The 20,784-nt window shown below is 66.7% G+C and carries 18 protein-coding genes; 13 read left to right on the forward strand and 5 right to left on the reverse strand.

The window, feature by feature from the left end; all coding sequences use genetic code 11:
- Positions 1-205: 205 nt before the first annotated feature.
- The 6 genes from BMW75_RS06060 (at position 206) to ltaE (ending at position 8,225) form a co-directional block, all read left to right on the forward strand.
- Positions 206-2,134 (forward strand): propionate--CoA ligase, encoded by a 1,929-nt coding sequence (locus tag BMW75_RS06060; protein ID WP_256381714.1) that lies wholly within the window; start codon positions 206-208, stop codon positions 2,132-2,134.
- Complete coding sequence (locus BMW75_RS06065) at positions 2,131-2,538, forward strand: heme-binding protein (RefSeq protein WP_076519407.1); 408 nt, start codon at positions 2,131-2,133, stop codon at positions 2,536-2,538. The genes BMW75_RS06060 and BMW75_RS06065 overlap by 4 nt, the downstream gene beginning before the upstream one ends.
- Positions 2,535-3,875, forward strand: coding sequence for an MFS transporter (locus BMW75_RS06070; RefSeq protein WP_092577853.1), 1,341 nt, complete (start codon positions 2,535-2,537; stop codon positions 3,873-3,875). Before BMW75_RS06065 ends, BMW75_RS06070 begins: the two co-directional genes overlap by 4 nt.
- Positions 3,876-4,166: 291 nt before the next feature.
- A complete protein-coding gene (acs, locus tag BMW75_RS06075) occupies positions 4,167-6,146 on the forward strand; it encodes an acetate--CoA ligase (protein ID WP_092577855.1) in 1,980 nt (659 codons plus the stop codon).
- Between the two features lie 178 nt (positions 6,147-6,324).
- The gene (locus tag BMW75_RS06080) at positions 6,325-7,173 is read left to right on the forward strand and encodes a DMT family transporter (protein WP_092577857.1); all 849 of its coding nucleotides are present in this window, start codon (positions 6,325-6,327) and stop codon (positions 7,171-7,173) included.
- 41 nt (positions 7,174-7,214) lie between these two features.
- On the forward strand, positions 7,215-8,225 hold the full coding sequence (gene ltaE, locus BMW75_RS06085) for a low-specificity L-threonine aldolase (RefSeq protein WP_092577858.1): 1,011 nt from the start codon (positions 7,215-7,217) through the stop codon (positions 8,223-8,225).
- Positions 8,226-8,275: 50 nt separating this feature from the next.
- On the opposite strand, the gene BMW75_RS06090 is transcribed toward ltaE, so the two are convergent.
- The 4 genes from BMW75_RS06090 to BMW75_RS06105 all read right to left on the reverse strand — a co-directional run bounded on the left by BMW75_RS06090 (position 8,276) and on the right by BMW75_RS06105 (position 12,410).
- Positions 8,276-8,620, reverse strand: a complete 345-nt coding sequence (locus BMW75_RS06090) for an antibiotic biosynthesis monooxygenase family protein (protein ID WP_092577860.1) — start codon at positions 8,618-8,620, stop codon at positions 8,276-8,278.
- Positions 8,617-9,765, reverse strand: a complete 1,149-nt coding sequence (locus tag BMW75_RS06095) for a cytochrome P450 family protein (RefSeq protein WP_092577862.1) — start codon at positions 9,763-9,765, stop codon at positions 8,617-8,619. Before BMW75_RS06095 ends, BMW75_RS06090 begins: the two co-directional genes overlap by 4 nt.
- A gap of 72 nt (positions 9,766-9,837) precedes the next feature.
- Positions 9,838-10,689, reverse strand: a complete 852-nt coding sequence (locus BMW75_RS06100; protein ID WP_092577864.1) for an NAD-dependent epimerase/dehydratase family protein — start codon at positions 10,687-10,689, stop codon at positions 9,838-9,840.
- Positions 10,690-10,763: 74 nt separating this feature from the next.
- Positions 10,764-12,410, reverse strand: coding sequence for an electron transfer flavoprotein-ubiquinone oxidoreductase (locus BMW75_RS06105; protein ID WP_175493107.1), 1,647 nt, complete (start codon positions 12,408-12,410; stop codon positions 10,764-10,766).
- A gap of 113 nt (positions 12,411-12,523) precedes the next feature.
- On the opposite strand from BMW75_RS06105, the gene BMW75_RS06110 reads away from it, so the two are divergent.
- The 3 genes from BMW75_RS06110 (at position 12,524) to BMW75_RS06120 (ending at position 14,633) form a co-directional block, all read left to right on the forward strand.
- A complete protein-coding gene (locus BMW75_RS06110; protein WP_092577865.1) occupies positions 12,524-12,973 on the forward strand; it encodes an acyl-CoA thioesterase in 450 nt (149 codons plus the stop codon).
- Positions 12,974-13,268: 295 nt separating this feature from the next.
- Positions 13,269-13,967 carry a CoA transferase subunit A gene (locus BMW75_RS06115; RefSeq protein WP_076519417.1) on the forward strand — a complete coding sequence of 233 codons (699 nt, stop codon included), beginning with the start codon at positions 13,269-13,271 and terminating at the stop codon, positions 13,965-13,967.
- Between the two features lie 12 nt (positions 13,968-13,979).
- The gene (locus tag BMW75_RS06120) at positions 13,980-14,633 is read left to right on the forward strand and encodes a CoA transferase subunit B (RefSeq protein WP_076519418.1); all 654 of its coding nucleotides are present in this window, start codon (positions 13,980-13,982) and stop codon (positions 14,631-14,633) included.
- An 89-nt stretch (positions 14,634-14,722) separates the two neighbouring features.
- Here BMW75_RS06120 and BMW75_RS06125 read toward each other — a convergent pair whose 3' ends face one another.
- Positions 14,723-15,181 (reverse strand): GNAT family N-acetyltransferase, encoded by a 459-nt coding sequence (locus BMW75_RS06125; RefSeq protein WP_092578060.1) that lies wholly within the window; start codon positions 15,179-15,181, stop codon positions 14,723-14,725.
- A gap of 188 nt (positions 15,182-15,369) precedes the next feature.
- On the opposite strand from BMW75_RS06125, the gene BMW75_RS06130 reads away from it, so the two are divergent.
- Genes BMW75_RS06130 through gsiB form a run of 4 tightly spaced genes read left to right on the forward strand, consistent with a single transcriptional unit; the run spans position 15,370 to position 20,746 of the window.
- On the forward strand, positions 15,370-16,245 hold the full coding sequence (locus tag BMW75_RS06130; protein ID WP_076519420.1) for a MurR/RpiR family transcriptional regulator: 876 nt from the start codon (positions 15,370-15,372) through the stop codon (positions 16,243-16,245).
- The gene (locus tag BMW75_RS06135; protein ID WP_092577866.1) at positions 16,242-17,222 is read left to right on the forward strand and encodes an isoaspartyl peptidase/L-asparaginase family protein; all 981 of its coding nucleotides are present in this window, start codon (positions 16,242-16,244) and stop codon (positions 17,220-17,222) included. Before BMW75_RS06130 ends, BMW75_RS06135 begins: the two co-directional genes overlap by 4 nt.
- A 46-nt stretch (positions 17,223-17,268) precedes the next feature.
- A complete protein-coding gene (locus tag BMW75_RS06140) occupies positions 17,269-19,155 on the forward strand; it encodes a dipeptide ABC transporter ATP-binding protein (RefSeq protein WP_076519422.1) in 1,887 nt (628 codons plus the stop codon).
- Between the two features lie 37 nt (positions 19,156-19,192).
- On the forward strand, positions 19,193-20,746 hold the full coding sequence (gsiB, locus tag BMW75_RS06145) for a glutathione ABC transporter substrate-binding protein GsiB (RefSeq protein WP_092577867.1): 1,554 nt from the start codon (positions 19,193-19,195) through the stop codon (positions 20,744-20,746).
- The last annotated feature ends 38 nt before the right edge of the window (positions 20,747-20,784 follow it).

Below are 20,784 nucleotides of genomic sequence, written 5' to 3' on the forward strand. Positions count from 1 at the left end.
AGCCGCGGATGGGGCCGAAATGTCAGCAAATTCAACAATTATGTGCAACTTCGCGGGGATTCTACCAAACTTTCAAGGCCGATTCGTGATGTAACGGCCCTAAATATCCATGCAGCGTGGACATCTGGAAGAATTTTTTGACTTGCGGCAAGCCTCGTGCAAGGTTTGCCTACCAGAATGACCGAAAAGATTTGACAACAAATCAATCAGCCTTAAGGCGTATGAACAATACCAGGAGACAACCATGCAAAGAACCCGGGATTTCCACTATCGCTCGGTTCATGACCGTGACGCGTTCTGGCGCGAGGAAGCCAGCCGCATCCATTGGGAGACGCCTTTCGAGTCTGTGCTGGATTTCTCCCGGCCGCCATTCGCCAAGTGGTTCGTAGGCGGTCGGACCAATCTTTGCTACAACGCGGTCGACCGCTGGCTGCCCACCCAGGCGGACAGCCCCGCGCTCATCTGGGTGTCCACCGAAGTGGACCGCGAGCAGGTCTACACCCGGCAGGACGTCTACGAAGAAGTGAATGCCGCCGCCGCGATGCTGCGGGAACTCGGGGTAGGGCGCGGCGACCGCGTCCTGCTCTACATGCCGATGGTGCCGGAAGCGGTGTTCACCATGCTGGCCTGCGCGCGCATCGGCGCCGTCCACTCCGTGGTGTTCGGCGGCTTTGCGTCCGTGAATCTTGCGCAGCGCATCGACGACGCCGCGCCCAAGGTGGTGGTCTGCACCGACGGCGGGTCGCGGGCCGGCAAGGTCGTGGCCTACAAGCCGCTTCTGGACCGCGCGCTCAGCCTGGCCAAATCGCCGCCCGCGTCGGTGGTGGTGTTCGACCGCGGCCTGTCGCCGTTCGAGCCGGTGGCGGGACGCGACCTGGACTACGCCACCTTGCGCGAACGTCACCGCGGCGCGCACGTGCCGGTCGAATGGCTTGAATCGTCCGAGCCCAGCTACATCCTGTACACCTCCGGCACCACGGGCCGGCCCAAGGGCGTGCAGCGCGATACCGGCGGTTATGCGGTGGCGCTGGCCTCGTCCATGGAATACCTGTTCGATGGCCGTCCCGGCGACACGTACTTCTGCACCAGCGACATCGGCTGGGTGGTGGGGCATTCCTACATCGTCTACGGGCCGCTGATCGGCGGGCAGTCGACCATCCTCTACGAGGGCACGCCGGTGCGCCCGGACGGCGCGATCCTCTGGAAACTGGTCGAGCAATACGGCGTGAACACGCTTTTTTCGGCGCCCACGGCCGTGCGCGTCCTCAAGCGCCAGGATCCGGCGCTGCTCCAGCGGCATGACCTGTCCACGCTGCGCGCCGTCTATCTGGCCGGCGAGCCGCTGGACGAGCCGACGGCGCAATGGATTTCCGAAGGGCTGGGCAAGCCCATCATCGACAATTACTGGCAGACGGAGTCCGGCTGGCCGATCCTGTCGGCCCAGCCCGGCGTCGAAAAAGTGCCGACCCGGTTCGGCAGCCCTTCGTTTCCCGTCTATGGATTCGACGTCCGCATCGTCAGCGAGTCCACCGGCGAAGACCTGGGCCCCGACCAGAAGGGCGTGGTCGCCATCGTGCCCCCGCTGCCGCCCGGCGCGATGTCCACCATCTGGGGCGACGACGAGCGCTTCGTGCAGACCTATTTCACGGCCATCCCGGATCGGCAGGTGTATTCCACCTTCGACTGGGGGCGGGTGGACGCGGACGGCTACTGGTTCATCCTCGGCCGCACGGACGACGTGATCAATGTGGCGGGCCACCGGCTCGGCACGCGCGAAATCGAGGAGTCGGTCAACAGCCACAGTGGAATCGCGGAATGCGCGGTGGTGGGCGTGGCCGATCCGCTCAAGGGGCAGGTCGCCATGGCCTTCGCCGTGTTGAAGAATCCCGCCGGCGCCGATACGCCGGAAGCGGCAAAGCGGCTGGAAGGCGATATCATGCGGCTGGTGGAAGAACAGCTTGGGGCGGTGGCAAGGCCGGCCAGGATCCGGTTCGTGGGCGCCCTGCCCAAGACCCGTTCCGGCAAGGTGCTGCGCCGCGCGATCGTCGCGGTGTGCGAGTCGCGCGATCCCGGCGACCTGACCACCATGGAAGACCCCAACGCCCTCGAACAGATCAAGGAGTCACTGCAATGAAAACCAAACCCGTGCTGAGCGCCGACGACGTCAAAAAGATCCTGGCCGCGGCCGAAGCACACGCCTTGCAGAACAAATGGGCCGTCACCATCGCCGTGACCGACGATGGCGGCCATCTGCTGGGCATGCTGCGCCTGGACGACGCGGCGCCCATCTCGTCGCACATCGCGCCCGCCAAGGCCAAGACGGCCGCGCTGGGCCGCCGCGAGTCGCGCGTCTATGAAGAGCTCATCAACAACGGCCGCTACTCGTTCCTGTCGGCGCCGCTGATCGAAGGCATGCTCGAGGGCGGCGTGCCGGTCGTGGCCGACGGCCAGGTCGTCGGCGCGGTGGGCGTCTCGGGCGTGAAGTCGACCGAGGACGTGCAGATCGCGCAAGCAGGCATCGCCGCGCTGGGCCTATGAGCCAGGCGCTGCCGCCGGAAACGCCGGCCGGCGTTTCCGCGCAGGACTCCCGGGCGGCGGACGACAGTCCGCTGAACCCGGGTGTGACCCGGCGCGAAGTCTGGGCCTGGGCCATGTACGACTTCGCGAACTCCGGCTACACCACCGTGATCCTCACGGCGGTCTTCAGCACCTATTTCGTCGGTGTGGTGGGCGGGCGCGCCCCGTGGGCCACGCTGGCATGGACCGCGGCGCTGTCGCTGTCCTACCTGCTCATCATGCTGACGATGCCCACGCTGGGCGCACGCGCGGATGCGCGGGCCAGCAAGCGCCGGCTGCTCTACACCAGCACGACCGGCTGCGTGGCGGCCACGCTGGTGCTCACACAGGCCGGGCCGGGAGACGTGTGGCTGGCGCTCGCGGCCATCGTCGTGTCGAACTACTGCTATTGCGTGGGCGAGTCCGTGGTCGCGGCCTTTCTGCCCGAACTCGCCAAGCCGCAGGCACTGGGGCGCGTTTCGGGTTGGGGCTGGAGCTTCGGCTATTGCGGCGGCATGCTCACGCTGGGCCTGTCGCTCGTCGTGGTGACGCTGGCCGAGGCGCGCGGCGCGACGGCCGAACACTTCGTGCCGTGGGTCATCGTGGTCACCGCGACGGTGTTCGCCCTGGCCGCGTTGCCCTCGTTCTTCCTGCTGCGCGAACGCGCCAAACCGAAGTCCGGCAATCCGGCCGCGCTGCACATGCTCAGGCGGCTGGCGTTTGCCTGGCGTGAGACCGGCCTGCACTTTCCGGAATTCCGGCGCCTGCTGATGTGCATCGCGTGCTACCAGGCCGGCATCTCCGTCGTCATCACGTTGGCCGCGGTGTATGCGTCGGAAGTCATGGGCTTCACCACGCCGCAGATCATGCTGCTGGTGTTCACGGTGAACATCGGCGCGGCGGCGGGGGCGTTTTCGTTCGGCTACGTGCAGGACCGCATCGGCCACAAGCCGGCGCTGGCCATCACGCTGGTCGGGTGGATCGTGATGGTGCTGGTGGCCTACGCGGCCGTGACGGCGCCGGTGTTCTGGATTGCCGCCGCGCTGGCCGGGTTGTGCATGGGCACCACGCAGAGCGCGGGCCGCGCGATGACCGGGGCGCTTGCCCCCGCGGGCCGGCTGGCCGAGTTCTATTCGCTGTGGACCTTTGCGGTGCAGCTTGCCGCGGTGATCGGCCCGTTGACCTACGGGCTGGTCACCTGGGCCACGCACGGCAATCATCGCCTGGCCATCCTCGTGACGGGGCTGTTCTTCGTCGGAGGACTGGTCCTATTGTCGCGCGTGGACATGCATCGCGGCCTGGCGCGCCGGACCGCCTGAATGCGGTATTCGCCCAGGCTGCGGCGGCTGCTATCCTTATGGGCTGCCTTGCGTCGCGGCTGAACCGACCTGCGGGTCGGCAACGCGGCGGCGCGGCGCAGGCTTGTGCATGCTGCCTGGCGGATGCCTCATGGCGTCTTCCTGCCCAGGTCCGGCGCCGCCGCGGCGCGCCACGCCGCGGGCTCCGGCCCGCATTTTGCGTAAGGTGCCCGTAAGAGCGCGGCGATACGGTTGCAGATGGGTAATAAAAAAGCAGCATAAACAACAGAATCACCTATTGGAGACAAGATCATGTCGAACGCTATTCAGTCCGTACTGGTGGAAAACCGCGTGTTTCCGCCGCCCGAGCGCGCCGCGCAGGGCGCCGCGATTCCCAGCATGGACGCCTACAACGCGCTGTGCGCGCAGGTCGAGAACGACTTCGACGGATTCTGGGCGGGGCAGGCGCGCGACAACCTGCAATGGACCAAGCCCTTCACCCAGGTCCTGGACGAATCCGATGCGCCGTTCTACCGCTGGTTCGGCGACGGCGAGCTGAACGTCTCGGCCAACTGCCTGGACGTGCACCTGACCAACGGCAACGCCGACAAGACCGCCATCATCTTCGAATCCGACGACGGCAAGGTCGACAAGGTCACCTACCGCGAATTGCTGGCGCGCGTGTGCCGCTTCGCCAACGGACTGGCCGCGCTGGGCTACAAGAAGGGCGACCGCGCCATCATCTACATGCCCATGTCCATCGAAGCCGTCGTGGCCATGCAGGCCTGCGCGCGCCTGGGCGTGACGCACTCGGTGGTGTTCGGCGGCTTCTCGGCCAAAAGCCTGCAGGAGCGCATCGTCGACGTGGGCGCATCGCTCGTCATCACCGCCGATGAACAGGTGCGCGGCGGCAAGACCATTCCGCTCAAGCCCGCCGTGGAAGAAGCCATCGCCATGGGCGGCTGCGAGGCCGTCACCAAGGTCGTCGTGTACCGCCGCACGGGCGGCAAGGTGCAATGGAACGACAACCGCGACCTCTGGATGCACGACGTCGAAGCCGGTCAGCCCGACACCTGCGAACCGGTCCCGGTCAACGCCGAGCATCCGCTGTTCATCCTGTACACGTCCGGTTCCACCGGCAAGCCCAAGGGCGTGCAGCACTCGTCCGCGGGCTATCTGCTGTGGGCGCTGCTGACCGTCAAATGGACCTTCGATGCGCGCAAGGACGACGTCTACTGGTGCACGGCCGACGTGGGCTGGGTCACGGGCCACACGTACATCACCTACGGTCCGCTCGCCGCGGGCCTGACGCAGATCGTCTTCGAAGGCGTGCCCACCTACCCGAACGCCGGCCGTTTCTGGGACATGATCGCGCGCCACAAGGTCACCACGTTCTACACGGCGCCCACGGCGATCCGCTCGCTGATCAAGGCGGCCGAGGCCACGCCGCAATCGCATCCGCAGAACTACGACCTGGACTCCCTGCGCATCATCGGCACGGTGGGCGAGCCCATCAATCCCGAAGCCTGGATCTGGTATCACAAGAACGTCGGCCGCGAGCGCTGCCCCATCGTGGACACGTGGTGGCAAACCGAAACCGGCGGGCACATGATCACGCCGCTGCCCGGCGCCACGCCCACCAAGCCGGGCTCGTGCACGCTGCCCCTGCCGGGCATCGCCGCCGCCATCGTCGATGAAACCGGCGGCGACGTCGAAAAGGGCAACGGCGGATTCCTGGTCATCAAGCGCCCGTGGCCCGCCATGATCCGCAACATCTGGGGCGACCCGGAGCGCTTCAAGAAAAGCTATTTCCCGCCGGAACTGCGCGGTTACTACCTGGCGGGCGACGGCGCGCAGCGCGACGCGGACGGCTATTTCTGGATCATGGGCCGCATCGACGACGTCCTGAACGTCTCGGGCCATCGCCTGGGCACGATGGAAGTCGAATCCGCGCTGGTCGCGCATGAAATGGTGGCCGAGGCCGCGGTGGTGGGGCGTCCCGACGACACCACCGGCGAAGCCGTCGTGGCCTTCGTGGTGCTCAAGCGTTCGCGTCCGGAAGGCGAAGAGGCCCAGGCCATTGCCAAGCAGTTGCGCGACTGGGTGGCCCGCGAGATCGGCCCCATCGCCAAGCCCAAGGACATCCGCTTTGGCGACAACTTGCCCAAGACCCGTTCGGGCAAGATCATGCGCCGCCTGCTGCGCGTGGTCGCCAAGGGCGAAGAGATCACGCAGGACGTGTCCACGCTTGAAAATCCCGCCATCCTGGAGCAGCTCTCCAAGCCGCTGTGATCGCAGCCGGCCGGATTCCTCCGGCCGCTGCAGCGCGACAGGCGCATAATGTCTACGCCCGTGCCGGCATGATGCGGCACGGGCGTAGTCTTTCCTGATCCCCGATTCCTGATTCCCGATTTCTTCCTACGGAGCCGCACCCGTGAGCAGCAGTTTCGATCGCGCAGGGCTTGCCCTGATGTTCAGCACCATCCTGGTCTGGGCGGGAAGCTGGATCGCGATGAAGCTGATCGTGCCGTACATCGGGCCCTTCGATTTCGTGGCGCTGCGCTACGTGACGGGCAGCCTGGTGCTCTTCCTGCTGGCGTTTGTCACGCATCGGCCGCTGTCGATGCCGCCGTGGAAGCTGACCCTGCTGATCGGCCTGACGCAGACCGCCGGCTTCCAGGGCTTCGTGCAGACGGCGCTGGTGTCGGGCGGGGTGGGCAAGGTGTCGCTCATGGCTTACACCATGCCCTTCTGGGTGGTTCTGTTTGCCTGGTGGCTGCTGGGCGAACGGCCCACCGCCCGGCACGCGGCCGGCATCGCGTTGGCCGCCGTCGGCCTCGTCTGTTTCGTCGAGCCCTGGAACGGACTTGGCGACATCCGTACCGTGCTGCTGGGCCTGGGCAGCGGCCTGTGCTGGGGCGTGGGCACGGTGCTGTCCAAGCGCATGTTCGACCGCCACGCGCCCGACGTGATGACCTTCACCGCGTGGCAGATGCTGTTCGGCGGCCTGGTCATGGTGCCGGTGGCCTACCTGGTGCCGCAGATGACCGCCCAATGGGGCTGGCAGCTTTGGACCGGCATGACCTACATTGTGCTGATCGCGACCGCGGCGGGCTGGCTGCTGTGGCTGCAGGTCGTGCTCCGGGTGCCCGCATCCATCGCCGGCCTGTCCAGCCTGGGCGTGCCCGTGGTCGCCATGCTGCTGGCGTGGGCGATCCTGTCCGAACGGCCCACGCCCGTGGAGCTGGGCGGCATGGCGCTGATCCTGGCTGGCATCTTTGTCGTGAGCCGCGCAGCGCCTGCGGCGCGCGCCGACTGATCCGGCCGACATCCGACTTTCCCTCTACCTGGAATATTTTCATGATCGATCTGCGTAGCGATACCGTCACCCGGCCCGGCGCCGGCATGTTGCAGGCGATGGCCAGCGCCCCGCTGGGCGACGACGTGATGGGCGACGACCCCACCGTGATCCGCCTGCAGAAGGCGCTGGCCGAACGCACCGGCAAGGCAGCGGGCCTGTTCTTTCCGTCGGGCACGCAAAGCAACCTGGCGGCCCTGATGGCGCATTGCGAACGGGGCGACGAATACCTCGTGGGCCAGCTTGCGCACACCTATAAATACGAAGGCGGCGGGGCGGCGGTGCTGGGCAGCATCCAGCCGCAGCCCATCGAGCATGCGCCGGACGGTTCCCTGCCGCTGGAAAAGCTGGCCGCGGCGCTCAAGCCCGCCGGCGATCCGCACTTTGCGCGCACGCGCCTGCTGGCGCTGGAGAACACCTTCCACGGCAAGCTGATCCCGGCCGCCTACATCCAGGCCGCGACGTCCTGGGCGCGCGAGCAGGGCCTTTCCACGCACCTGGACGGCGCCCGCGTGTTCAATGCGGCAGTGGCCAGCGGCAAGCCGGTGGCGGATTTGTGCCAGCCGTTCGACTCGGTGTCGATCTGCTTTTCGAAGGGCCTGGGCGCGCCGGTGGGATCGGTGCTGGTCGGAAGCGAAGAACTGATCGCGCGCGCCCGGCGCTGGCGCAAGATGCTGGGCGGCGGTCTGCGCCAGTCCGGCGTGCTGGCGGCCGCCTGCCTGTATGCGCTGGAGCACAACGTGGACCGGCTGGCCCAGGACCACGACAACGCGCGCCTGCTGGCCGAAGGCTTGCAGTCCATTCCCGGCGTCAAGGTGCTGAGCCAGGACACCAACATGGTGTTCGCGGAATTCGAGCCGTCGCGCTGCGAGGCGCTGACCGCGGCCCTCGCGCGGGAAGACATCCTGATGCGCGCCGTCTATGGCGGCCCGACGCGCCTGGTGACGCACCTGGACGTGTCGACCGACGACGTGCGGCGCGTGGTCCAGGCAGTGGCCCGGTTGATGGGCTAACCGCCGGACGGACCGGCTGGCGCGGTCGGGGGCCCGGCAGCCGTTGCCCGTCAGCCGTGGCGCTGGCGGCTGTCGACGGGCGCCTCGTCGCGCTGCGCCATGCCGTAGTCGCGCAACACCTGCGCGACGCGCAGGCGGTAGTTCTGGAACACGCCGCCGCGGCCGGCCTCCTGCGCGCGGCGGTGCGATTCCAGCGAACGCCAGCGCAGCACCGCGGCCTCATCGCGCCAGAACGATAACGACAGCAGCTTGCCGGGCGCGGACAGGCTCTGGAAGCGTTCGACGGAAATGAAGCCGTCGATGGTGCGCAATTCGTCGATCAGGCTGGCGGCGATGTCCAGATAAGGGGCGGGGTCGCCATGGGCGGGCTCGACCTCGAAAATCACGGCGATCATGGGTGGGTCTCCTCTTGAAAATCGAACTGGGGGATGCGCGCGTTGGGCAAGGGGCGATAGCGGAATCGCGCCGCCAGCGCGGCCGCATCCACGCCCGCGCCCAGCACGTGCAGGAGCGCGTCGGCGGCATGGTTTCTGGCCGGCACTGCGCCCGGGCAGGCATGGCGCTGCGCGCCGAAGATCCAGCCCGCGTCCGGTTCGGCCATGGCCGCGGCCGCGAGCACAAGCAGGACAGCCTGGCCGGCCTCGATGCGCTGCCCGTCGATCTCGACGGGCTCGGCCATGAAACGCCGGGTGTTGTGCAGGGGCGGATCGCGCCGTAACACCTCGTCGATCAGGGCAAGGGCGTGCCTGCGGGTGGCCGGGGTTTGCGGGCCACGGCGTCCCGCCATGACGAGCGCGTTGCCCAGCAGCCCCGCGCCCGCCTCGCAGGATTGGAACAGCAGGCCGGCCAGATTGGCCGCCACCATGCCAGGCGCGATGCCGGCGTGCGCCGCGTCTGCGCCCAGCTTGCGCAGCGCGGGCGAGGCCTGCGGCCCGGACAAGTGGTCCTCCAGGCGGGCCTGCAGGCGCGCGGCGGCGGCCTGGCCGGCGAGGATGCGTGTCGCGTCGGCCTCCGCACGGGCAGCGGCATTTGTATTGGCTTTGGCACTGACGTGCACCGCGCCCAGGAACGTGACGATGTCGTGCGCGCAATCGGCATGCAGGGACGGCGCAAGGCCAAGCAAGGCGGCCTGCGCGTGGACGGGGGCGGCATACAGGTAGCGGTCGATGCCGGCGGCATCGCGCGGCGCGGCAGGTAGCCACGTAGGCGGGGCGTGTACATCCTCGCCTTGTCGTTGCTGCTGGATGAATGCCGCCAGCAACGCCTTCAATCGCGCATGCGCCGCGCTGTCGTTCATGCGGACGAATCGGCCGAACAAATCTGCCGCCGGCCCTGGGCACAAGCCGCGCGGCACCGGCTCCGCCACGGGGCGCACGCGGGCGGCGGGGTGCCGCAGGATGGCGGTGATGCTATCGGGATGCGCCGCGACCCACAGGTCCAGCGCCCCGTCCCGATAGAGCGGCCGGTCGCGCGCCAGCGCGGCATAGTAGGGATAGGGGTCGGGGTGGGTGACGGCGTCCAGGGGATGGGCGGGGGGCATGGCAATGGCCGGCAGTGAAGATGGCCGTCAGTATCTGCCTGCGCCGCCCACAACGATTCGGCGCCGGGCGAACTATGCCTGCGCCGCGCCGCCTTCGGCCAGCAGGGCGGCGTAGCCCAGGCGGGAATCGGGCCAGTGCAGCGTCAGGCCGCTGGCGCGCAGGCGGGCGTTGCTGAGCTTCTTGCTGCCGACGTTGGCGGGCGCCAGCGCCACGCGCGGCGCGGGGGCGCCGATCATCCTGGCCAGTTCCGCATACAGGACGTGCAGGGGCAGGGGCGTGTCGTCGCAGCCGATATACACCGGCGCAACGTCAGGCAGCAGCGCCAGATGGACCACCGCGGCGGCCGCGTCGTCGATGTGGATGCGGTTGGCCCAATGTTCAGGCTGCACCGGCGCGCCCGCCGCGCCGCTGCGCAAACGCTCGATGAGCTGCAGGCGTCCGGGTCCATACAGGCCCGCAAGGCGCAGGGCCGTGGACGAGACGGGCTGCGCCGCCAGCGCGGCCTCGGCCTCGAGCAGCACGCGGCCATTGAACCCCTGGGGCGCGGGCGGGGTGTCTTCGTCCACCCAGGCGCCATGATGCTCGCCGTATACCGCGCTGGAGGACACGAAGACGATGCGGGCCAGACGGGACGCATCCAGCGCCTTGAGCACATTGGCCAGGCCATCGACGAAGACGCCGCGGTAGGCCTGCGGATCGCGCGCGCCGGGCGAGGGCAGATGGATCAGCCGGGTCACGCCTTGCGGCAGGGCCGTCAGCGTGTCGGGACGGGTGATGTCGCCCTGCAGCCATCGAATGCCGCTGGTGTCGCCGGCGGGCGGATGGCGGCGCAGGGCGTGGACCTCGGCGCCGCGCGCCAGCAAGCGCCGCGCCGCGCGCAGGCCCAGGTCGCCGCAGCCGGTGAGAAGTACGCGTTCGCTCATGGTGTCGCTCCAGATGGTCGGAAAAAAGGCGCCCCGCGGGGCGCCTTGTGGCCGGGCGCGGGCGCCCGATGGAATTACATGCCGCTGTAGACCGGCCCTTCGCCGCCCTGCGGCGCCACCCAGACGATGTTCTGCGTGGGGTCCTTGATGTCGCAGGTCTTGCAGTGCACACAGTTCTGCGCGTTGATCTGCAGGCGGTCTTCGCCGTGATCGTCCTTGACGAACTCGTACACGCCGGCCGGGCAATAGCGCGCTTCGGGGCCGCCGTACTTGGCCAGGTTCACCTTCACCGGCACGGACGGATCCTTCAGGGTCAGGTGAACAGGTTCGTTCTCGTCGTGGTTGGTGTTGGAGATGAACACCGAGCTCAGCTTGTCGAACGTGAGCTTGCCGTCCGGCTTGGGGTAGTCGATGCGCGCGCACTGCGAGGCCGGCTGCAGACAGGCGTGGTCGGGCTTGTTGTGGCGCAGCGTCCAGGGCATCTTGCCCTTGAGCAGCAGTTGCTCGATGCCGGTCATCAGCGTGGCGACGGTGCGGCCCTTCTTGAACCACTGCTTGAAATTGCGTGCCTTGTTCAGTTCGGCATGCAGCCAGGACGACTCGAAGGCCTTGGGATAGGCGGTCAGTTCATCCTGGCGGCGGTCGGCGGTGAGCGCATCGAACGCGGCTTCGGCGGCCAGCTTGCCCGACTTGATCGCGGCGTGGCTGCCCTTGATGCGCGAGGCGTTCAGGAAGCCGGCCTCGCAGCCGACCAGCACGCCGCCGGGGAAGGTGAGCTTGGGCAGCGCCAGCAGCCCGCCCGCCGTGATGGCGCGGGCGCCGTAGGCGATGCGCTTGCCGCCTTCGAAGGTGCCGCGGATGGCGGGGTGCGTCTTGTAGCGCTGGAATTCGTCGAAGGGCGACAGCCAGGGGTTGGCGTAGTCCAGGCCGACGATCATGCCCACGGCCACCAGGTTGTTGTCCAGGTGATAGAGGAACGAGCCGCCGTAGGTGTCGGCGTCCAGCGGCCAGCCGGCGGTGTGGACCACGAGGCCGGGCTTGGACTGCGCCGGATCGACTTCCCACATTTCCTTGATGCCGATGCCGTAGGACTGCGGATTGCGGCCGTCGTCCAGCTTGTAGCGTTCGATGAGCTGGCGGCCGAGCTGGCCGCGCGCGCCTTCGCCGAACACCGTGTAGCGGGCATGCAGTTCCATGCCGGGCTGGTAGTGGTCGGTGTGGCTGCCGTCGCGGGCCACGCCCATGTCGCCGGTGGCCACGCCGCGGACGGCGCCGTTCTCGTCGTAAAGCACTTCGACGGCGGCAAAGCCGGGGAAGATGTCCACGCCCAGCGCTTCGGCCTGCTCGCCCATCCATTTGACGACGTCGCCCAGGCGGACGATGTAGTTGCCCTCGTTGTGGAAGCACTGCGGCAGCAGCCAGTTCGGCGTGGCGCGCGCGCCGGTCTCGGACAGGAACAGGAACTTGTCCTGCGTGACGGGCACGTTCAGCGGCGCGCCTTTCTCTTTCCAGTCGGGGATGAGTTCGGTCAGCGCCAGCGGGTCCATGACGGCGCCGGACAGGATGTGCGCGCCAAGTTCCGCGCCCTTTTCGAGCACGCAGACGCCGATCTCCTGATTCTTCTCAGCGGCCAGTTGCTTGAGACGGATTGCGGTGGCCAGGCCAGCGGGACCACCGCCAACCACGACCACGTCATATTCCATCGACTCGCGTTCAGACATTTGCAAAGCTCCCCGTATGTATTCCATATTTGGCTGGAAGTATTATCGGCGATTGTATTGCAGGCGAGGGTCCTGTATGCCTTCGCATTTCTTTTAGCCTTCAGGAGTAATTGGTGAACCCGGACAATCCGTCGGCGCGGCTTCTTTCGGTGGGCGACACCCATCAGCTCGAATTGCCTTTGCGTTGGGGCGATTCAGACGCTTTGAACCATCTGAACAACACGCTGTATTTCCGACTCATGGAAGAGGCCCGCATGCAGATCCTGTATGGCGCGGGTTTCGAGCTGCCCGCCGACAATGGCGCTATCCTGGCGCATGCGTCGTGCGATTTCCTGCGTCCGCTGACCTATCCGGCCACGGTGCGGGTCACGCACACCGTGACGCGGATCGGCCGTTCCAGCGCCGAATTCGAGTTGCTGCTCGAGAAAGTGGGCGATGACGTGGGCCCTTATGCCCGCGGCCGCAACGTCCTGGTCTGGATGGACTACGTAGCCAATACGTCCGCGCCGTGGCCGCAGGAAGTGCTGGCGCAACTGGGCACGCAATTCGCCGCGGCAGCGTAATCCACGTGGGCCGCGCGGGCAGCGCGGGCGCGGCCCCGCCAAAATAGCGCGTGCTTTGGCCGGACATGCCGGTAAAATCTAGCGCAAAATCACAAAAGCAATGAGGGCGCGCCACCCACGGCGCAGCCGTTCCACGGAAATCGGGCCCAGCCGCGATGCCCGTGTGGCAAGCGCCAGCAGCCGCGCCCCAAGGAAAGACTGGGTCTGCCCCGATTTCCCCGATTTTTCCGGGACCCGTGCGCGGGTAGCGGCGGGCAGGCTTACTTTGGTTCGACCTTAACTAGGAGTTGGAGCGATGGACAAGGTTTATGCAAGCGCCCAGGAGGCGCTGGCAGGCATCGTCAAGGACGGTCAGATGATCGCCGTGGGCGGTTTCGGCCTGTGCGGTATCCCCGAGGCGCTGATCGCCGCGCTGCGCGATTCGGGCGTCAAGGATCTCACCTGCATCAGCAACAATGCGGGCGTCGATGGCTTTGGCCTGGGCCAGTTGCTCAATACGCGCCAGGTGCGCAAGATGATCGCGTCCTACGTCGGCGAGAACAAGGAATTCGAACGCCAGTACCTGTCGGGCGAACTCGAGCTTGAATTCACGCCCCAGGGCACGCTGGCGGAAAAGCTGCGCGCGGGCGGCGCCGGCATTCCGGCGTTCTTCACCCGCACCGGCGTGGGCACCATCGTCGCCGACGGCAAGGAAATCCGCGAGTTCGACGGCCATCAGTACGTCATGGAACGTTCGCTGGTGCCGGACGTGTCGCTCGTGAAGGCGCACATCGCCGACCGCAGCGGCAACCTGGTGTTTCGCAAGACGGCCCGCAACTTCAATCCCAACGTCGCCATGGCGGGCAAGTTCACGGTGGTCGAAGTCGAAGAAATCGTCGACACCGGCAGCCTGGACCCGGATCAGATCCACCTGCCCGGCATCTATGTGCAACGGATCGTGCTGAACGCCACGCCCGAAAAGCGCATCGAACAACGCACCACTCGCCCGGCCTAAGGAGAAGACGACATGGCATGGTCCCGCGATGAAATGGCGGCGCGCGCCGCGCGCGAGCTGCAAGACGGCTTTTATGTGAACCTGGGCATCGGCCTGCCCACGCTGGTCGCCAACCACGTGCCCAAGGGCGTGGAAGTGTGGCTGCAATCCGAAAACGGCCTGCTCGGCATCGGCCCGTTCCCCACCGACGATCAGGTCGACGCCGACCTCATCAACGCCGGCAAGCAGACGGTCACGACGCTGCCCGGCTCGTCGATCTTCTCGTCGGCCGACTCGTTCGCGATGATCCGCGGCGGCAAGATCAACCTCGCCATCCTGGGCGCGATGCAGGTCTCTGAAAAAGGCGACTTGGCCAACTGGATGATCCCGGGCAAGATGGTCAAGGGCATGGGCGGCGCGATGGACCTGGTGGCCGGTGTCGGCCGCGTGGTCGTGCTGATGGAGCATGTGGCCAAGAAGAAGGACGGCTCCGAAGACATCAAGCTGCTGCCCGAGTGCACGCTGCCGCTCACGGGCGTGGGCGTGGTCGACCTCATCATCACCGACCTGGGCGTGATGGAAGTCACCGAAAACGGCCTGAAATTGCTGGAAACGGCGCCGGGCGTGACGGTGGACGAGATCAAGTCCAAGACCGGCGCGAAGCTGGACGTGTCGGCGGTTCAGTAACCCCGGGGCAGCCGGCAGTCCGCCGGCCGTCCATTCGAAGGCGCCCCGCGAGGGGCGCTTTTTCATTGCGGCGCGGCCGCGCCACGCCGCTATGCGGTCTCCCGCAGCAGCATGCCCACGTGCGGGATGCCGTCTTCCATGTATTCCTCGGTGACCGGCACGAAGCCGTGGCCGCCGTAGTAGCCCTTGAGCCGCGCCTGCGCGCCCAGGTAGACCGGCTGGCCGGGCCAGAGGCGCTCCACTTCCACTTTGGCGCGGCGCATGAGCTCGTGGCCCAGGCCCGTGCCGCGGGCAGCCGGGGCGGTGATGACCCGTCCGATGACGGCGTGGCCGTCGTTCAACGCTGGCTCCAGCAGGCGGCAATACGCGAGCAGCTCGCCGTCGCGCCACGCCATCAGGTGCTCGGTCTGCCCTTGCAGGTCCTTGCCGTCCATGTCCAGGAACACGCAGTTCTGCTCCACCACGAAAACCGCCGAACGCAGCCGCAGGATGGCATAGAGCTCGGCGGGGGTAAGGTCGGCATGGGGTTTGCAAGTCCAGGCGGGCAGCATGCGGGCATTCCAGATAGCGGGAAATGAAGGGGGCAACAAGCGTACCTCAAACCGGCCCCGATTTAATCCGAGCGATTGTTACAACTAATCACGGGTATACCCTTAGTATGAAAATCAATTTTCTTAACTAAAATTTGCGTGTAAACAGATTTACATAAACCCGCCTCCGACTTCCCCCCGTTTTGATGAACAAGGCCGTACTTACGATTGCTGATCGGATCGCCCGGGCCCAGCCCGCGCTGAGCCGGACCCAGCACAAGATGGCCGAGTACGTGCTGGCGCACCAGTTCCGCGTCGCCACCATGACCATCGACGAATTCGCGGCAGCCGTGGGCGTGTCGGTCGCCACGGCCAACCGCTTTGCGCGCGCCCTGGATCTGCCGGGCTACCCGCAATTCCGCGCCGAACTGGCCCGCGGCTTCGAAGCCGCGCTGGAACCCGTCGAAAAGCTGCGCACCGAACTGGCGCACTCCGCCAGCGCCGTCCAGATCTTCGCCGCCACGCTGGAAGAAGACATCCGCAACGCGCAGCGCAACCTGCAGGCCCTGGATTCGGCCGCCTGTGAGCAGGCGGTCGAGGCGATCCTGGCCGCCGAGCGCGTTTTCATCATCGGTTTCGGGGCCAGCGGGTTTCTCGCGGGCCTGCTGCAACGCGGCCTGTGCATGCACCTGCATTCGGTCGAATCGCTGGCCGGTCCCGGCGGCGTGTCGCACGCCGCGCGCCAGATGTCGCGCATGACGGGCAAGGACCTGGTCATCGCCATCGGCTTTCCGCGCTACCTGGCCGACACCGTGACGCTGGCCGGCGCGGCCAAGCAGGCGGGCGTGCCGGTGCTGGTGTTGACGGACAAGCCCACGTCGCCGCTGGCGCCAACCGCCTCCGTCGTGCTGTACGCGTACTCCGCACGCCAGCTCATTCCCAATTCCGAAACCGCCGCGTTGGGGCTCATCGAAGCCCTGTCCGCGGCGGTGGCCTATCGGGCCAAGAATTCCGTCGCGGCCGCCGCTGGGGTCACCCAGTCCGTGATGCCGTGGCTCATCCATGGAGTAGGTAAACGATGATTCAACCCGTGATTGCCATTCACGGTGGCGCCGGCGCGATGTCCCGCGCGGCCATGTCTCCCGAAAAAGAACAGGAATACCTCGCGGCCCTGGAGTCCATCCTGACCGCCGGCCAGGCCGTGCTGGCCAAGGGCGGCAGCGCCCTGGACGCCGTCACCGAGGCCGTGCGCCTGCTTGAAGACTGCCCGTTGTTCAACGCGGGCCACGGCGCCGTGTTCACCAGCGCCGGCACCCATGAGCTGGACGCCGCCATCATGGACGGCGCGACGCTGCGCTCGGGCGCGATCGCCAACGTGAACTGCGTGCGCAACCCGATCGTTGCCGCGCGCAAGGTCATGGAAAACAGCAAGCACGTGTTCTTCGTCGGCGAGGGCGCCGAAACGTTCGCCCGCCAGGAAGGCGTGGAACTGGTCGACCCGTCGTACTTTTCGACCGAGGCCCGCCGCGAGCAGCTGCTGCGCGTGCAGCGCGAAACGCCGGACGCCGCCGTGCTGGACCACGACGGCCAGGCCATGGTCGCGCGCGGCCAGCCCGCGCCGGCCGATCCGCTGGACGCCGACAAGAAGTTCGGCACCGTCGGCGCCGTGGCCGTCGACGCCCAGGGCAACCTGGCCGCCGCCACGTCCACGGGCGGCATCACCAACAAGCAGGTCGGCCGCGTGGGCGATGCGCCCCTGATCGGCGCCGGCACCTATGCCAGCAACAAGACCTGCGCCGTGTCCACCACCGGCACGGGCGAAATGTTCATCCGCATGGTCGCCGCGTACGACGTCGCGGCCCAGATGGAATACTGCGGCGCCTCGCTGGAAGCGGCGGCGGACCGCGTCGTGATGGAAAAACTGCCCACCATCGGCGGCAAGGGCGGCCTGGTGGCCGTCGACGCCCAGGGCAATGTGGCCTTGCCGTTCAACACGGAAGGCATGTACCGGGGTTACGCCCGCGTAGGCGAGAAGCCGGTGGCCGCCATCTACCGATGAGCGGCGGCGGTTTGGATCTGTAGGTTTATTTTGGGAATGAGAAGAGATGGTTGATCGCGCAAACAGCCTGGCGCTGCCGGATAACCGCGTGGTCCAGGTCGACGACCTGACGGTGCGCTTCGTGGGTTCCGAGCGCACGGTCGAAGCCGTGCGCAATCTGTCGTTCCATGTGGACCGGGGCGAAACCCTGGCCATCGTGGGCGAATCGGGTTCGGGCAAGTCGGTGACGTCGCTGGCGCTGATGCGTCTGGTGGAACACGGCGGCGGGCGCATCGCCCAGGGCAGGATGGCCCTGCGCCGGCGCAACGGCTCCGTGATCGATCTGGCCAACGCCAACCAGCGTGTCATGCGCAACGTGCGCGGCGCCGACATGGCGATGATTTTCCAGGAGCCGATGACCTCCTTGAACCCGGTGTTCACGGCCGGCGACCAGATCGCCGAATCGATCCGCGAGCACCAGGGCATGGACGCGGCGGCGGCGCGCGCGGAAGCGCTGCGCATGCTGGAACAGGTCCGGATTCCCGAAGCCAAGTCGGTGCTGGACCGCTATCCGCATCAACTGTCGGGCGGCATGCGCCAGCGCGTCATGATCGCCATGGCGCTGGCGTGCAAGCCGGCCCTGCTGATCGCGGACGAGCCGACCACGGCGCTGGACGTGACCATCCAGGCCCAGATCCTGCAACTGATCCGCCAACTGCAGGAAGAAATGCACATGGGCGTGGTGTTCATCACCCACGACATGGGCGTGGTGGCCGAAGTGGCCGACCGCGTGTTGGTGATGTTCCGCGGCGACAAGGTCGAGGAAGGCCCGTCCGAACAGGTGTTCGCCGCGCCCCAGCATTCCTACACGAAGGCGCTGCTGTCGGCCGTGCCGAAGCTGGGCGCCATGCAGGGCACGGACCTGCCCGCGCGCTTCCCGCTGCTGCAGGTCGAAGGCCAGGTCCAGCCCGTGGCCGAAGCCGGCGCGGCCAGCACGCAGGAAGTGCCCGCCGCCAAGCGCGAGCCCATCCTGAGCGTGCGCAACCTGGTGACGCGCTTTGACCTGCGCGGCGGCATCATGAGCCGCGTGCAGCGCCGCGTGCACGCCGTGGAGAAGGTCAGCTTCGACCTGTATCCCGGCGAGACCCTGTCGCTGGTCGGCGAGTCCGGCTGCGGCAAGTCCACGACGGGCCGTTCGCTGCTGCGCCTGGTGGACAGCCAGGGCGGCGAGATCCGCTTCGGCGGCCGCGACATCGTGCGCCTGAAGAACACCGAGCTGCAATCCCTGCGCCGCGACATCCAGTTCGTGTTCCAGGATCCGTTCGCCTCGCTGGATCCGCGCGTGACCGTGGGCTTCTCCATCATGGAGCCGCTGCTGGTGCACGGCGTGGCCAAGGGCAAGGATGCCGAGCGCCGCGTGGCCGAACTGCTGGAACGCGTGGGCCTGCCGCCGGAAATGGCGCAGCGCTACCCGCACGAATTCTCGGGCGGCCAGCGCCAGCGCATCTGCATCGCGCGCGCCCTGGCCCTGAACCCCAAGGTCGTGATCGCGGACGAATCCGTGTCCGCGCTGGACGTGTCGATCCAGGCGCAGATCGTGAATCTCTTGATCGACCTGCAGCGCGACATGGGCATCTCGTTCCTGTTCATCTCGCACGACATGGCCGTGGTCGAGCGCGTCAGCCACCGCGTGGCGGTGATGTACCTGGGCCAGATTGTCGAGATCGGCCCGCGCCGCGCGATCTTCGAGAACCCGCAGCATCCCTACACCAAGAAGCTGATGTCGGCCGTGCCGATCGCCGATCCGGCGCGCCGCCACATGAAGCGCACCTTGCTGTCCGATGAAATCCCCAGCCCGATCCGCAAACTGAACGATGAACCGGTGGTGCAACCGCTGGTCCAGGTCGGTACGGATCATTTTGTAGCCCGCCACCCCGTCGGCGGCGCGTATTGACTCAGTAGTTGACCTTTTTTTGGAACCAGGAGTTGCAATGATGAAAGTTCTGCGCCCCACCAAGCTGATGGCCGCTGCCGCGTTGGCCTTCGGCGTGCTCACCGCGCCGATGGCGCACGCCGCCAAGGACGTGACGTTTGCCGTTTCCATCGCGCTGGAAACGCTCGACCCCTACAACACCAACAGCACGCTGAACCAGGCGGCCGGCAAGGCCTACTACGAAGGCCTGTTCGAATTCGACAAGGACCTGAAGGTCCAGAAGGTCCTGGCGACCGACTACACCGTCAGCGAAGACGGCCTGGTCTACACGTTCAAGCTGCGTCCCGGCGTGAAGTTCCATGACGGCACCGACTTCAACGCCGAAGCGGTCAAGATCAACTTCGATCGTCCGTCCAACCCGGACAACCGCCTGTCGCGCTACATCCAGTTCAGCGTCATCGAAAAGACCGAAGTGGTCGACCCGATGACCGTCAAGATCACGCTGAAGAAGCCGTTCTCGGCCTTCATCAACGCGCTGGCCCACCCGGCCGCCATGATGATCTCGCCCGCCGCGCTGGCCAAGTACGGCAAGGACATCGGCTTTCACCCGGTCGGCACCGGTCCCTTCGAATTCGTCGAATGGAAGCCCGCCGAATACCTGAAGGTCAAGAAGTTCGACGGCTACTGGAAGAAGGGCTACCCGAAGGTCGACACGCTGACCTTCCGCACCGTCACCGACAACAACACCCGCGCCGCCGTGGTGCAGACGGGTGAAGCGCACTTCGCGTTCCCGGTGCCGTTCGAGCAGGCCGCCGTGCTGAAGAAGAACGAGAAGCTGGACGTGGTCGATCACCAGAACTCGATCATGGCCCGCTACCTGTCGATGAACACGCAGCAAAAGCCGTTCGACAACGTCAAGGTGCGTGAAGCCATCAACTACGCCATCAACAAGGAAGCGCTGGCCAAGGTCGCTTTCTCGGGCTACGCCACCGTCATCGACGGCGTCGTGCCGCAAGGCGTGGACTACGCGCACAAGATCGGCGCGTGGCCGTATGACCTGAAGAAGGCCAAGGCCCTGCTGGCCGAAGCCGGCTACCCCAACGGCTTCGAAAGCACGCTGTGGTCCGCCTACAACGACGGCACCTCGGTGAAGGTGGTGCAGTTCCTGCAGCAGCAGCTCGCCCAGGTCGGCATCAAGGTTTCCGTGGAAGTCCTGGAATCCGGCCAGCGCGTGCAGCGTGTGCAGCAGGTGCAAAAGCCCGAGGACGCCAAGGTCCGCATGTACTACGCTGGCTGGTCGTCCTCGACCGGCGAAGCCGACTGGGGCCTGCGTCCGCTGCTGACCACCGCCGCGTTCCCGCCGGTGCTGAACAACGTGTCGTACTACTCGAACAAGTCGGTTGACGAAGGCGTCCAGCAAGCCCTGGCCACCACTGATCGCGCCAAGAAGACCGAGATCTACAAGAACGTTCAGGAAACCATCTGGAAGGACGCCCCGTGGGCCTTCCTGGTGACCCAGAACAACCTGTACGTCAAGTCCAAGAACCTGTCGGGCGTGTACGTGGAACCGGACACCTCGTTCTGGTTCGGCGACATCGACCTGAAGCAGTAACCCAAGCAGTAACTCTCGGGGCCCACGGGCCCTTGTAA

It is taken from the genome of Achromobacter sp. NFACC18-2 (assembly GCF_900108985.1).
Taxonomy (GTDB): Bacteria; Pseudomonadota; Gammaproteobacteria; order Burkholderiales; family Burkholderiaceae_B; genus Achromobacter.

Bases quoted from the DNA above. Each gene is read 5' to 3' on its own strand.
- BMW75_RS06115 (WP_076519417.1), top strand. From the start codon at position 13,269: ATGGACAAGGTTTATGCAAGCGCCCAGGAGGCGCTGGCAGGCATCGTC.
- BMW75_RS06120 (WP_076519418.1), top strand. From the start codon at position 13,980: ATGGCATGGTCCCGCGATGAAATGGCGGCGCGCGCCGCGCGCGAGCTG.
- BMW75_RS06070 (WP_092577853.1), top strand. From the start codon at position 2,535: ATGAGCCAGGCGCTGCCGCCGGAAACGCCGGCCGGCGTTTCCGCGCAG.
- BMW75_RS06135 (WP_092577866.1), top strand. From the start codon at position 16,242: ATGATTCAACCCGTGATTGCCATTCACGGTGGCGCCGGCGCGATGTCC.
- BMW75_RS06130 (WP_076519420.1), top strand. From the start codon at position 15,370: ATGAACAAGGCCGTACTTACGATTGCTGATCGGATCGCCCGGGCCCAG.
- BMW75_RS06100 (WP_092577864.1), bottom strand. From the start codon at position 10,689: ATGAGCGAACGCGTACTTCTCACCGGCTGCGGCGACCTGGGCCTGCGC.
- acs (WP_092577855.1), top strand. From the start codon at position 4,167: ATGTCGAACGCTATTCAGTCCGTACTGGTGGAAAACCGCGTGTTTCCG.
- BMW75_RS06090 (WP_092577860.1), bottom strand. From the start codon at position 8,620: ATGATCGCCGTGATTTTCGAGGTCGAGCCCGCCCATGGCGACCCCGCC.
- BMW75_RS06095 (WP_092577862.1), bottom strand. From the start codon at position 9,765: ATGCCCCCCGCCCATCCCCTGGACGCCGTCACCCACCCCGACCCCTAT.
- ltaE (WP_092577858.1), top strand. From the start codon at position 7,215: ATGATCGATCTGCGTAGCGATACCGTCACCCGGCCCGGCGCCGGCATG.
- gsiB (WP_092577867.1), top strand. From the start codon at position 19,193: ATGATGAAAGTTCTGCGCCCCACCAAGCTGATGGCCGCTGCCGCGTTG.
- BMW75_RS06105 (WP_175493107.1), bottom strand. From the start codon at position 12,410: ATGTCTGAACGCGAGTCGATGGAATATGACGTGGTCGTGGTTGGCGGT.
- BMW75_RS06140 (WP_076519422.1), top strand. From the start codon at position 17,269: ATGGTTGATCGCGCAAACAGCCTGGCGCTGCCGGATAACCGCGTGGTC.
- BMW75_RS06080 (WP_092577857.1), top strand. From the start codon at position 6,325: ATGTTCAGCACCATCCTGGTCTGGGCGGGAAGCTGGATCGCGATGAAG.
- BMW75_RS06065 (WP_076519407.1), top strand. From the start codon at position 2,131: ATGAAAACCAAACCCGTGCTGAGCGCCGACGACGTCAAAAAGATCCTG.